Raw genomic sequence first — 13,635 nt, 5'->3', positions numbered from 1 at the left:
CCGTCGGTGTCTTTGTTATCCGGATCGGTACCAAGCTGGTTCTCCTGCCCGTTGGTCAGACCGTCACCGTCGCGGTCCCCGTTCGGATCAACCACCGGGTCGTTCGGGTCAAGCGGGTTGGAGCCATTGTCCACTTCGGTCTTGTCGTCAATGCCGTCGCCGTCGGTGTCTTTGTTATCCGGATCGGTACCAAGCTGGTTCTCCTGCCCGTTGGTCAGACCGTCACCGTCGCGGTCCCCGTTCGGATCATCAACCTCAGGTCTGGTACGACTTTGCAGTACCTCGAGGGTGCTATAAGCACTGACCTCGTTACCCTTTATGTCACGGACAATCACTGTGATGCCGTAGATATTGCTGCCTTCTGCTTCAAATGCGGGCAGCTCGGGCAAGCGCAGAGTCGTCAGATTTGCACCGCTCAACTGCGCAGCCGGGATGGCAAGCTTGTCAAACAAGGGACTCTGCCAAACAATCTCGGCAATAGGGTGTTTGCTGCGCACTTCCTGCAGTGAAATATCAAACGGGCTATTTTCGAACGCACTAAGGAGCTGCGGTAAACCAACAGACATCAGTTGTGCCTTGGTGTATTCGAGAACAATCTGGTTGTTGCGCTCGACCAGGTCATAGCGCATGCCCTGCATGGACTTGTTGACCTTGCTGCCATCCAACATGTTGTTGAGAGACTCGCCCAGACGCCACTCAAGATTTACCCCAACCTGGCTGTTGCTCTGACCACCTGATGCTTCAGTGTGCTTGGCATCAAACTTAACCAACGGAACCGGCTGATAACCGACACCCAAGGTAATGGCATGGGGATCTTTCTCCAGCTTCTGGGAGCCCAGAATGTCCACGTTGTCGCCAAAATATTTCTCTGCGGTAACAGAGCCAGACAGTGCCGGATGCGATGGCAGGTAGGCTTGAATGTTGACATCAATACCACTGGCCGCACGGGACAAGTGATCTTCGATATTGTCGCTTTCTTTCCAAGAGCTCAGCGGGACATAGCCGTTTGCAGACATCTTGAGATTGTCACGCCAAGCTTCGGCACCGATACCGGCACGAGAAGCGCTCTCGGTGAAATCCTGGTCATAAAAGGCGTTGTAACCGAGCATCCAATCTTTGGTGAAATGGCGCTGGCCGATACCAATGTTGGCGGTGACGTTGTCATTGCTGGATTTTCTGACCCCACCTTGCACAAACGGCATACGCGACTCGCTCTCTGCGAATGGCATCAGCACATCAAGGGATGACTCGGCAATGTTCATGTCATCATCAAGGGCAATCTTTGCTCTTGCTGTTCCCTTGCCTACCAGCTCCTGAGCATACTGGTTGGCTTCGGCTTCAAAACCGGAGACTGCTTGACGCTTCCAGTATTGCGCTTCATCTTTGGCACCATAGGATGTACCAGCAACAGCAGATGCATTGTCGGCATTGCCGTAAGTCTGGCGTGCAACTTTAGCAGCCAGAGTCTCGTCAACCTCAACGCCATCGCTTGTTGCAAACTGAGTAGCAATGCGCGCAGCATTTTCCGCTGCGTAATCCCCAACAGATTTTGTTTTTTCATTGCTCGCAGTCAGCTTGAGCGAATTGTTGCCACCGAGTTCCGGCAATGAGCCCGCCACTGGTACCACAATCTTTTGACCAACTTCGAGAGGATGAGTCGCCAACCGGCTATCGTTCATGGCAAGCAGAATATGAACGGGCACACCATATGCTTTGGCAATCCCGCTCAGGCTGTCGCCAACCTTGACGGCATAGGTATTCTCTGAAGATTGTTCATGGCGCTTTTTGGTTTCAGTCACCGAGCCAGCCGCGTATGCAACGGGCAACACGGCATTGTGGCCGATAAAGAGGTAAGTCCATACCAGCTGATATACGCGACTTTTTTTAAACATATTGAAAAGCTCACTTCGGTTATTACAAGTTATGGCTGCTTGCGCTGATAAAGCTCAAGAACTAGCCAACTCCGCATATAATACCTAACTGGCACGACCTGTTATGTAGGTCGAGACGACACGATCTGTAGGAATCACCCCACACCTGCGTGCGGGCAAATTGCAGAAATCATTTGCAATCAGGGGGTTAATAGAAAGAAAAACCTTTTCCATGACAATATTCAGATAAAAGAAAGGAAATGCGAAATTTCCTACGGGAATTATTTTGCAACCTATGAAATCATCCACCTGTGCAACCACGAGTCGTGCTTCGAAAACTGGTTACACATTGCATAGAGTCAGACTTCCGACTTTAACAAGCCTGAACGTTTTGCCGCCAGCAGGCGGCTTTTTTATACATAACATCTTGATTATCATTTTTACACACTGCTACTATTCGCGGGTCTGCTCTGTTGAAACAGCATAAACCCATTTTTTTAATTTCTTGCCAGACACAAGCACTCAAGTAGCTTTTCGCCACTTATTCTTATGCTGTATCAAATGGTGTTGACAAATAAAAAGACCGCCTTGGCGGTCTTTTTTTAATAAGAGATTAATCACCCACTGACACAAAGATAATATTCATTATTAACCGAATATGTTCCGTTAGTAGTTCCGTTATCCAATCTGAATGCCCAATGCACGCTACCGTTGGTGTGAACGTCTGAAGTCCAAAATGCATAGATGTTTGTTGGCCATCCGATCACAGAAGAAATTTTATTACCTGGATAGGCATTATAGAGAAACTGATACTCAGCCCTTGTCGGTAATCTCATCCCTCGCTGCTGGCAAGTGGTCGTTGCGCTACTGTTGGAAGCCAGTTGACCCGACACCGCAGACCTGTGAAAGGTGAGCGCCCCCACTTTGACTGTGAGATGGGCTACTTTCCACACCGCAGATGCCATCTTTCTACCTCGATTTGCCAAGCCACTCTGGGCAATCGGCTCGACCTCTACGGCCAGATCTTTGTTGAGATCGGTCTCTTTCACCATGTATTCGCGTGCCGTTTCACCAGCGATAGCAACGCCATTGGCGTACCACTGATAGCGACTGGCTCCTTCAAGGTCCCCATCCAGATCTTCATACAGGTAATTGGCTGAGACCGCTGTTCCTGGCCCGGCCAACTGGCCACGGTTGACCTGGATATTGGTGACTTTCGGTATCCGGCCAGTGGCCAGTTCAGTCCAGACACTGCCACCTTGGGTGGCTTGCGGATAACCTCGTGGGGTGACAGCACGAGCCCCAACGTAATAGCCCACAGATTCTGACATCAGCTGAGCATCACCGAACGAACAAGATCCCTGACCAGACGGTTCAGAACACCAACGTGTCTGGTAAGTAATCTCATCACCATCCGGATCAACGGAGTTGTCAACGCGATCCACACGCAAATACTGATCTTGTGTCATTGCTTTAAATGTCATGGCGGGTGCTGTCGGAGCCCCACGCCCGTGAATTACAGCTGTCGAATCACTCACCTTCGCATTAGCTGATTGTCCAGCCAGCAGAAGCAACACCATGCACCCTATCTTTGGCAAGCACGCGGCTGGATATATACGTAGGGGAAAGATCATAGTTCCTCCTTTGGTTAACACGTCACTCTATGAACTTATTGCCAACCCGTTTGTGGACAAAAAAGGAGGCCCGGTATAGACCGGGCCTCCTTGCCACTCTTGGGATATGTAGTGATATTACTTGCCGTTGGCATCCACACGGAACTTGTAACCCTGATCAGCCCCTGTGGTGGTGTAGGTGGCACTGGTTGCACCAGCAACATCAGCCCAATCTTCCGTACCATCCAGGGCACGCTGCCATTGGTAGGTGGCATCAGCACGGTCAAGCTTCTCGCCAGCACCGTCATCCAGCGTCACGGCCGAGTGCAAAGTGGTCCCTACGATCGGGTTGCCTGTAATGGCGACGCCTGCTTCATCGACTACCTTGACGTCAGTTGCGGCTTCAACAACGTTGTCAACTGTGATGGTTATAGTGATGGTGTCTTGTGCCCCAGTTGCCGGGTCAGTGACCGTTACCTCAACCACATAGGTGCCATTGCCATCACTATCAAGTGGGTTTTCTGCATCTTGCGGTTTCAAGGTCAGCACACCGTTGTCGTCAATGGTGAACTGGCTACTGTCATCACCACCCAGGCTCCACTCCAGATCACCACCGCTGTTGTTGTTGCTAACGGAGGAACCGATATCGACTTTGATCTCCTGGTTCTCTGGGCCACTGCCGTTACCATCCCCGTCAAGGCCGATGGAGCCCGGGATACCAGGATTTTCAACAATGGGGCCTTCACCACCGATTTCCAGATCACCTGCAGCGATGGTGATTTCGTTGGAGAGGCTATCCGCTGAGTAACGGGTTGCCACCGGGAAGCTTCGCTCGTCGGCAACAGCACGCTGCTTGAGAGTCAGCTTCTTACCAGCATCAGCAGGTTGCGGGGTGTAGGCGGGAATGGCATCAATGCTGCCTGCTAACTGCTCGCCGCCGACATCAACACCATCCAGTTGCCAAACGTAGTACCAGTCGGTCAGTGCATCACCATCTGCATCGGCAGTACCCGGTACTGTTGGCAGAGTGACCGGCACACCGACCACCCCCAGCCCTGTGATCTCCGGTGCGGCAACGACGGTGATTTGACGGCCATGAATGGGACCTGCGCTGTTGGTTGAGACCAAAGCGCTCGCGCCGTTACTGACCAGAGTTGCCAGCAAAACGGCAGCCAAGGTGGTACGGCGAATATGGTGAGAAGGGGTTGCAAACTTTTTCATGAATAGAGACCTTGTCGGTTACATACGCAGCTCAATAAGCAACTGCACGTTGTTAACAATCGCGAGGAGACTATCCCTGGTTCACTGCCCCGAAGGTGGGCTTGATACCGCTTGCCCTTTTTAGCCTATCGGATGAGGCAAAGGACAAACAACTCTGTATCCGGCTGGGCAACATTTCATATTGACCAACGCATTAAGACCGGCAACTCGATTTTGGATTTTTATCTTTTCAACGAGCTCGCTGAATCGATGAGCAAATATTAGCCACAAGGAGGTTTCAGGTATGTAGGATAGACCCTTCCTTCTTGTAGGAAACAACCTGCGGCATTGGTATGGTACGAGCGTTGTTGCCCAAATCGACGCAGCTTGAATGGAACTAACTGAGGGCTCGGTGATTTGATCACCACCATCCCCTTCAAGTCTGCATCACGGGCACATCGCTTCACCCCATCACCAACTGACCTAAGTACAACAAGTCTTTGATTAACCGTGGTTCACTCACCTTCTGGGTTGATACCAAGGCCATGAACAACTGGTTCCACCACGACCATCATGGGCGGAGGGGCCGCAGCCAGCTCTACACCGACCAGACCATTTGTACCTTCCTGATGCTCAAGGGGATTTTCAACCTCACTCTGCGGACCACTCTGGGACTACTCGACTCTCTGTTCGAGTTGATGAATGTACCGCTACCGGACTACAGCTGTGTCAGCCAGCGCGCTCGCACGGTGACACGGTGACACGGTGACACGGTGACACGGTGAAAGTGTCCTATCGACAACCGGCCAAGGGGAGTATCACCGACTGAGTCATCGACTCAACCGGGCTGAAGGTGTTTGGTGAAGTCGAATGGAAGGTCGTAAAACATGGCGTTAAGAAACGGCGAGTTTGGCGGAAGTCTCGCTGGAAAATGTCCATGATGCCGAGGTGTTGCCCGCCTTGCTCAACGCTCTGCGGCGTAAGCTGCGATGTGTTTATGCGGATAGCGCCTCTGACAGTAAAGCCAGCCATCAACTTATCTCGCACAAAGGGGCGACAACCTGTATCCCACCTCGCAAGAGTGCGGGGTTATGGAAAAAGGGACATCCAAGAAATGAGACCATACTAGTAATGCGAAAGGATGGGCTGGCGCACTGGAAGAAGATATCGGGGTATCACCGTCGCTCGCTGGCAGAGACGGCGATGTATCGGTTCAAGCTGTCACTGACGAGGAAAATCAGTCTGCGTAACTACAACGGCCAAGTGGGAGAAGTCATGGCGTATGTAAGCGTCATCAACAAGCTGAATACCCTGGGCCTACCAGTCAGAACGCCCCGAGTGTAGTGGTAACCCGGGGCGTGATAAGTTATGACCTGATGGTTGATTTGGTCAACAACGCGAATCTGGACCTTAAAACATATGCAGCTGTTGCCGACTATCAACAATCGGCATAACTGTAACAACGGATACTGAAGATCCGCTATTTGGTATGGACCCAGATGCTGAAACAGGCGTCACTTCAAGTACCAGGTACTTACCAATATCATCCTCAGTGGGAACGTAGTCGACCCCGCCAGCTACGAGAACCTTATTCAAAGCCCCAGCCGAGTCATCAGCCCTATACCACAAATAATAATGTTCCCCAGCAGGATCTCCGTCAATGTCTTCATAGGTAAAATGACCGGTCAACACCTGACCCACAATGCTATTGCCAATGATCTGCACATCGTTTGCAACAGGAGGTGTTCCAATCATGTTGGCGACAACCTCCTGACTCCATGCACTATACCCTTGCGTCTCTTGCGGATAACCTCTCGGTGTTATCGCTCTAGCAACGACGTATCTGTTCCCCGGAGTGTTGAATATTTGAGTTTGTCCTTCTACACACGTCCCCCCGCCCCCAGGCTGAGTGCACCAGCGAAATTGATATTGAATAGGATCACCGTCGGGATCGCTGGAGCGCGCATTGGCGGTCAATAATTGCCCCAATCGAAAGTTTGGAACGGATAGCTCCGGTTGTAGTGGCCCACCTAGGCCATAAACAGGCAACGTATGCTCACTCTCCATCGCGATCACCGGAAATACAACAATTATCAGCCATCGCCAGAAAATTGTTATGTCAAATATTAACGATACCATCACTTGAAAAAAATTCACGATATTTATCTCCGCACTGATATTTATTCTTAACATTAAAGTTGTTGATATGCATTTTTTCATGCAACCCCAAAGCAGCCTCGCATGGCCCCCACGCAGAATACACATTAACAAAGATTTTTAAAGTCAGAATATCCTGACCATAAAGCCAAACTTGGCCTAGTCACTCACTCAACTTCCACCTAATAAGAAATACCTTACACAGACCACAGCATTTATTCATCCACGGTTAACATACAGATTGGCGATAATATAACTCAATTATTGATTGAGCCTGTTTCACAACTTTAAAAATATAATTAAGACAAACTTTTTATCATCTATAGCTTCTATAGCTAGTGCAAAAATGAGGAAAAATAATGAAATTACATATTCCTTTAATATTCATTAGTGCAGCCGTATTTCAACAAGCAGCTCACGCTGATGGATATTATGTTTCCGGAAAATTTATAGACAGTACTCAGTACGCAAGTAGTATGGATACCACGCTTCGTGTTGGTATTGACCCTCGCAATGCGAGTTACACTGAAGTTGTGAGCAAAGATGATGATAAGCGTGGCTCAGTGGCATTAGGCTATCAGTTTGATAAATATTGGCAGATAGAATTGGAATATAATCCAAAGACTGATTCACATTTTATCACAAGCATAGACGGTGGTTCTTTTAACGGTTCCAGAAATAATTATCAAATAAGCACTGAACGACTGATGATCAATGCATACCGCGAAGTACCTGTTTACGGTTCATGGTCTGTATATGGTCAAGCGGGTCTAGGCTTGTCAAAGATAGATGTAGAGGGTTGGCAAGGTAATGAAGGAAAACGCTTTGATAGCAATGAACAGAGCAACCTTGCCTATTCTATCGGTGCAGGCTTACGTGCAAACATCAGTTCGTCATTTATCGCTGACTTTGGATACCGCTATATCGGTCTAGGAAAAGTTGAGAGCGGATTTAATCGTTTTGATAATGCTCGCCATCAGAGTGATGAGCAATTAAAAGCTGAACTATCACTACAAGAAATTTACCTTAGCCTAACCTATCTATTCTGATTAAACCACATTAAAAACAGCAGGTTGGCGTCAACCTGCTTCTTAACAACATCAATGAGCAATAGATCATGATTAATAAAATCGCGCTTAGTCTTTTATTTCCATTGTCGATATCCCCTCTTGCATACTCTGCTACAAGTCCGGTCACGACCAACATCAATGTGGAAAATGGTTATCTTAGTACCCATGTTCTGGACACCTCCCTTGGCAAAGGAGCTGATGGAGTAGAAGTAAAACTGTTTAGATATGGAAGCAAGCAGTGGCAGCTAATCGACACCCAGCGTACAGATGAAAATGGCAGGATCAAACGATTTACCAATGTTGAGTTAGGAAACAACGATGCTTTTGGTAAGTACAAGCTTGAGTTTTCAACAGAAAAATACTACCAATTGCAGAATAAAAGGAGCTTCTATCCCATAGTTAATATTGAGTTTTATGTGGATGATAACACACATTATCATGTCCCAATTACATTGACACAATATGGTTTTGCAACATATAGAGGAAGTTAACTATGTATATCCGTGGAGCAAAAAGAATCTTTATCACCAGTATATTCACATTAGCATTGTCAGGTTCCATATTAGCAGCCAGTGACTTCCAACCAGTAAAACCCGCATCACTATCTGACTATCGGTTAAGTTACGAAGAGATGCATTCCATCGCCAATAGTCACGTATTACCACATCGAATATTTTATTATCCATCCGTAGGTCCACACGCCAAGTGGTTTGATGCCATAAAAAAGGGTAACTTGGCTCAAGTTAAAGAGATGGTAGAGTCAGGACAACCACTTGAAGCTAAAGATAATTTAAGCGGTCGCGGACAGACAGCCCTTGGCTGGGCGGCCTTTATCGGCTACGAAGATATAGTCAACTATCTTATTGATAAAGGTGCAGACTTATACGCGACGGACGATGCAGACGTCAAAAATGCGCTCAAATCAGCAGCACTCGGGAAAAACGCTGACGTCGCGAAGGCAATATATAGCAAACTGAAAGGGAAAATAGATATCAACGATCAGAGCGCAGACAAAGAAGCAGAAAGCTTGTTGATGATAGCCGCCAGCAACAATAGAATTGAGATGGTTAACTATCTGCTATCCATTGGTGCCAAAGTAGATCTTGTCAGTGAACCATTGCAACAAAACGCTCTTACTTATGCATGTTCACGTGGCCATCAGGATATAGTTGACATTCTAATTAAACACGGGGCAGTAAATTTCAAAACAGGAAAGAAAGCGTGCTAAAATAATTTTATCAAGGTTGCAGCCTTTATATTATCTATGTACTCATAACTTCATGACATGACTTCACCGTACCGCGTATATTATTTTCAGCAACTATACGCCTTCAAAAATGCAATATTTCAGAATTTTCTTTCTTGTGCTAAATCGTAAACCACGTCACATTTCAACCTCATATAAAACAAACTGTGACCAGAGTTGTTTAATACAAGGATGCACTAATGAGTTATGACCTATTTTTTGACCATTTTTGCCAACGTTATCCACATCAGCCCGAGTATTTGCAAGCTGTCCGTGAAGTGCTTCATTCCATTTGGCCCTTTTAGTCATCTCATCAAAAATACCAGCAGCATAACTTACTTGAGCGGATACTGGAACCAGAGCGGCTAATCCGCTTTCGCGTTTGTTGGGTAGATGATAAGGGTATGGTGCAAGTCAATAGAGTATTTCGCATTCAACACAGCTCAGCTATCGGTCCTTATAAGGGAGGCATGAGATTTCACCCAAGTGTCAACGCCTCTATTTTGAAGTTTCTAGCCTTTGAGCAGACTTTCAAGAATGCACTGACCTCTTTGCCAATGGGGGGAGGAAAAGGCGGCTCTGATTTCGATCCCAAGGGAAAAAGTGAAGGAGAAATCATGCGCTTTTGCCAAGCGTTGATGCTCGAGCTTTATCGCCATGTAGGCCCTGATACTGATGTGCCTGCTGGCGACATTGGTGTAGGAGCTCGGGAGGTCGCCTATATGGCAGGAATGATGAAAAAGCTGACCAATAGAAATGATTGTGTATTTACAGGGAAAAGTGCCTCCTTTGGGGGCAGCCGGCTTCGGCCTGAAGCAACCGGATATGGTTTGCTTTATTTTGTGTCTGCCATGCTGGCCCAGTCAAACCAGCACATTGCAGGTAAGCACATTTCTATATCTGGCTCAGGCAATGTTGCTCAGTTTGCGATAGAGAAAGCAATAGCACTGGGGGGCAAGGTGATCACAGCATCCGATTCCTCTGGTTGCATTTACGATCCCTCAGGCTTTACAGCAGAAAAACTCCAATCGCTGCAAGCAATCAAAACCAATGGTGGACAAATTAAAGAATATGCAGATAAGGTTGGTGTCCAATTCCATGAAAAGCGCTCCCCTTGGTTTATACCTACTGACATAGCTCTCCCCTGTGCGACGCAAAATGAATTGAGGAGCGGAGATGCAAAACTGCTCATCACTAATGGCGTCCAACTTGTTGCAGAGGGTGCTAACATGCCTTGTACTGCGGAGGCAATTTCGCTTTTTCATGAGACAGGTGTCTCATTTGCACCTGGCAAAGCTGCGAATGCCGGGGGTGTAGCAACATCAGGTTTGGAAATGAGTCAAAATGCTCAGCGATTATCTTGGTCTAGAGAAATAGTTGATGAACATCTTCAGCAGATCATGATGTCTATACACACCCTCTGTATCGAGTACGGTCGTGATAACAAGGGATGGATAAACTATGAAAGAGGCGCCAATATTGCTAGTTTTGTCCGAATAGCTGATGCAATGTTGGATCAAGGTATCTTGTAATTCAAAAACAATGATGCGAAGGAGACTCCTTCGCATCATTACCCTTCCGGGAACCCCTTTTAAAAATAAACCAAATATACATTAGTAAAATTTGATTGTATTGTTCTATCTATTACAAAACAGTATGTATACAACTAAACATTATATTCGTATTAATTACCCCACCTGTCTGCGAAGCAATATCCCCCCTACAATTAAAATTAAAGCAATCCAGTCAAATGAACCACCACCACCATCGTTACTTTCGCCCTCATCAACCTTAACAATCGAGTGTTCATTACTATCTGTATTATCTGTGGTTATTTGTGAGGCATTGCTTACGGTCAACTCTGGGCTCATGGCAAAAAATATATTGTCTACACAAGAAACCTTTATTCTTGCAGTTTCAGCTATATCGACAGGGATATATATGCTTGCGGCCCCATTATTGGGTTGTTTCTGTGCTATTGACTGCCAACTTACCCCCTCATCTGAACTCAGGGAGATATTAACCATACTGCAACTAATAGGAGGTCGATCAGTGCCCCCCACTTCCCAGTTAACTACATTTTGTTGTCCAGCAGTAATATGATTGCCTGGTATCGGATAGAGTGAGAAACGGGCATCACTCAGGATTTTGACTTTCATATCATCGCTGGCGACGCCACCTCTGTTATCTCGTGCTACAAGACGAAAATTCAACTCTCGTGTAAACTCAGGCCACGCTTCCCCCCTCGCCAATACACCCGTAAAAAGGGATTTCATGGCAGGGAAAGTACGTTCTGGACTCTTGACAGGCGACATAAAACGGAACAGAGGTCGAGAGCCATCATCAACCATTGAAGCCACATTCATAGAAAACTCACCAAGATCAATCTGCTCCCATGTATAACTCAATTCATCGCCATCGGGATCACTACCTGCGCCAGTCAACGTGAATGGGGTCATTGCTGGTATCACAACATCATTACCGGCATTCACAATTGGCACCTCATTCATCGACTCAATTACAGTGCCAATATCAGAATGCAAAGACAAGTGCGCTTTTATCTGTTCAATGGATTTGCTGTGAAAATAAGGATCACTATGTGACGGAATACTCTCTTCTCCACATAAACCAGCATACGCCATGATAGAACTGCCACTTCCTGGTTCCCAAGCTTGCTTAGGATTGCGGTTGCCACTTCCACAGCTACCGCTTGTTCCATTAAATGTATGATCCGCACCAAATTGATGGCCGAGCTCATGCGCGACGTAATCAACGAAGAATGCATCCCCAGTAGGATTCCATGAGCCCGTCATACCCATTGAACGACTAGCGGTGCCAAGGGATCTCAGAACAGCAACGCCGCCTCCGTTAGTCGTTAATATATGGCCTACGTCAAAATCTCCAATAAGGCCATTATTCTTAGCCAAGGATTGAACCGATGCATTGGTTTTCATATCTAATTGACTATTATGAAATGGATCTGTCTGTGGATCTATAAATATCAAATTGTCGTTACCACTTGTCAATCTCAGCTCAACACCAAGATCCCTTCGATAAATCTGATTGAGCCGGTTGAGCAATGTCATCATTGCATTGAGTGCTTTCTCTTTTGTCCCCCCATGAAATTCTGTGTATTCACCAGTAGTAGAAATAGCAATTGTGTACGCCTTGACTATATCGCTTCCTTTATGAGCAGAGCCTTCTATAACTTGTTTATATTGCCTGCCCACAGTAGGCATAGACAAAATTTTCTCATCTCTCTTCGCTAAATTATTACGAGAATCGTTCTGATAGTAGGAAGCATAGCGGCCATCTCCCAAAGCATCTAAATACACAGAACGATCGTTATATGTGAATACACCGTAAAATCCATTAGGCCCTATATCAAAACGCCCTTGTCCTGTGGGATTATCCACTTGGTAACCTTGAAAAGTTAATAATTGAGGGTATTGGCGTGCCAAGTCATCGGGTAGAAGCGAATAAGGCGTAAGCACATACCTTATGGTTCCCCCCTCAGGCAGAGGCAGTTCAATCTGCTTCATTCCGGCATAAAGCTGTTGAAGATACTCTTCATCAGCACTTAACAGATGATATGCCTTGGCTCGCACTTCTCCTTTTTCTTGGTCAGACCCCTTTGCCGCCAACGTAATCCATGGGGCTGCATCCAATACGCAGCTCACGAACAGACCAGCAGCTAAACATATTCCTTTCATAATACATGTCATCTTAGATAGCCTCACTTGTGACTGATGGCTACTTTATCGATGTGGTAGGAATAAACTTTACACACAGTAGGAAAGATCCTACCAATATAATCATTTTGTTATTAGCGGAAGTCTAAAAAATTGCCCCTGCAGATATTGACGTATGCTGATTACATTGACAGGGCAAAGTTGAAAAAAATAATCGATGTAGGCGCATGTGATCTGGTGTTAGGAATTCAAAGCTTGAATCCTAGATAAGCTTGGCGCGGTGATGAATGGGAAGTGCCGAAACTGGCGAGACGATCATTGAAAGATGCCGGACGGCGACGATGTCGTACCTAAATAGCTGTTCCGAATAGTAAATCACTGGAGGAGGGCTGGGGGCTCTAGAAGCCTTACCGGCTGGCCGTGCCCCAGTCTTACCTGTCACTAAGATTGTCACCTTACTGGTGCTGTATGGAGATGTTATTCACCTGGCAGGCGTTCTCCATACAGGCAACTGAAGGTGCTTTAAGTCAGTGGGATAAAGAAAAGCTCATCGCTGTTTATCGCCATGCTGGAAAAGCTGTGTCACCACTACCCACGAGCCAAAACCATCACCCTGATCCTCGATAACTACATCATTCACAAAAGCAAACAGACCGAGCGATGGTTGAAGAAGAACCCCAAGTTCTGCTTGGTATTCCAGCCAGTTTACAGTCCTTGGGGGCGTTGTTGCCCAAATCAGCCAGCAAGGCATGACTTCCCCAGCCCCTGGTGACGGCTACACCCGGG

General features: G+C 46.9%; 8 protein-coding genes and 3 pseudogenes. 6 read left to right on the top strand and 5 right to left on the bottom strand.

The genetic code is table 11. The features are described from left to right. From A9G06_RS20650 to A9G06_RS20640, 3 genes are all read right to left on the bottom strand, one after another. A partial coding sequence (locus A9G06_RS20650; RefSeq protein ID WP_139126327.1) for an inverse autotransporter beta domain-containing protein occupies positions 1-1,892 on the bottom strand: 1,892 nt, incomplete at its 3' end. Positions 1,893-2,488: 596 nt separating this feature from the next. Beyond that, positions 2,489-3,451: a DUF823 domain-containing adhesin gene (locus tag A9G06_RS20645; protein ID WP_171903411.1), complete on the bottom strand. Its 963-nt coding sequence runs from the start codon at positions 3,449-3,451 to the stop codon at positions 2,489-2,491. Positions 3,452-3,622: 171 nt separating this feature from the next. Next, positions 3,623-4,705, bottom strand: a complete 1,083-nt coding sequence (locus tag A9G06_RS20640; protein ID WP_069556477.1) for a cadherin repeat domain-containing protein — start codon at positions 4,703-4,705, stop codon at positions 3,623-3,625. 479 nt (positions 4,706-5,184) lie between these two features. Here A9G06_RS20640 and A9G06_RS20635 point away from each other — a divergent pair. After that, positions 5,185-6,028 (top strand): annotated as a pseudogene (locus A9G06_RS20635) (IS5 family transposase). Between the two features lie 66 nt (positions 6,029-6,094). Here A9G06_RS20635 and A9G06_RS20630 read toward each other — a convergent pair. After that, complete coding sequence (locus A9G06_RS20630; RefSeq protein WP_139126326.1) at positions 6,095-6,904, bottom strand: hypothetical protein; 810 nt, start codon at positions 6,902-6,904, stop codon at positions 6,095-6,097. A gap of 296 nt (positions 6,905-7,200) precedes the next feature. Here A9G06_RS20630 and A9G06_RS20625 point away from each other — a divergent pair, with 296 nt between their 5' ends. The 4 genes and pseudogenes from A9G06_RS20625 to gdhA all read left to right on the top strand — a co-directional run bounded on the left by A9G06_RS20625 (position 7,201) and on the right by gdhA (position 10,689). Beyond that, complete coding sequence (locus tag A9G06_RS20625; RefSeq protein ID WP_069556475.1) at positions 7,201-7,890, top strand: outer membrane beta-barrel protein; 690 nt, start codon at positions 7,201-7,203, stop codon at positions 7,888-7,890. 68 nt (positions 7,891-7,958) lie between these two features. After that, on the top strand, positions 7,959-8,402 hold the full coding sequence (gene uraH, locus A9G06_RS20620) for a hydroxyisourate hydrolase (protein WP_083243855.1): 444 nt from the start codon (positions 7,959-7,961) through the stop codon (positions 8,400-8,402). 2 nt (positions 8,403-8,404) lie between these two features. Beyond that, positions 8,405-9,139 (top strand): ankyrin repeat domain-containing protein, encoded by a 735-nt coding sequence (locus tag A9G06_RS20615; RefSeq protein WP_069556474.1) that lies wholly within the window; start codon positions 8,405-8,407, stop codon positions 9,137-9,139. 218 nt (positions 9,140-9,357) lie between these two features. Further along, positions 9,358-10,689: pseudogene (gdhA, locus tag A9G06_RS20610) on the top strand (NADP-specific glutamate dehydrogenase). Between the two features lie 156 nt (positions 10,690-10,845). Here the strand turns inward: gdhA and A9G06_RS20605 are convergent. Further along, a complete protein-coding gene (locus A9G06_RS20605) occupies positions 10,846-12,870 on the bottom strand; it encodes a reprolysin-like metallopeptidase (protein ID WP_171903410.1) in 2,025 nt (674 codons plus the stop codon). Between the two features lie 493 nt (positions 12,871-13,363). Between A9G06_RS20605 and A9G06_RS22350 the strand changes: the two are divergent. Continuing rightward, a pseudogene (locus A9G06_RS22350) lies at positions 13,364-13,567 on the top strand (transposase); the annotation flags it as partial. Between the last annotated feature and the right edge of the window lie 68 nt (positions 13,568-13,635).

Source organism: Aeromonas sp. DNP9, from assembly GCF_001728955.1.
GTDB classification, from domain to species: domain Bacteria; phylum Pseudomonadota; class Gammaproteobacteria; order Enterobacterales; family Aeromonadaceae; genus Aeromonas; species Aeromonas veronii.
Note: the sequence above shows the minus strand (reverse complement) of the source record. Positions and strands in the feature narration are given on the sequence as shown.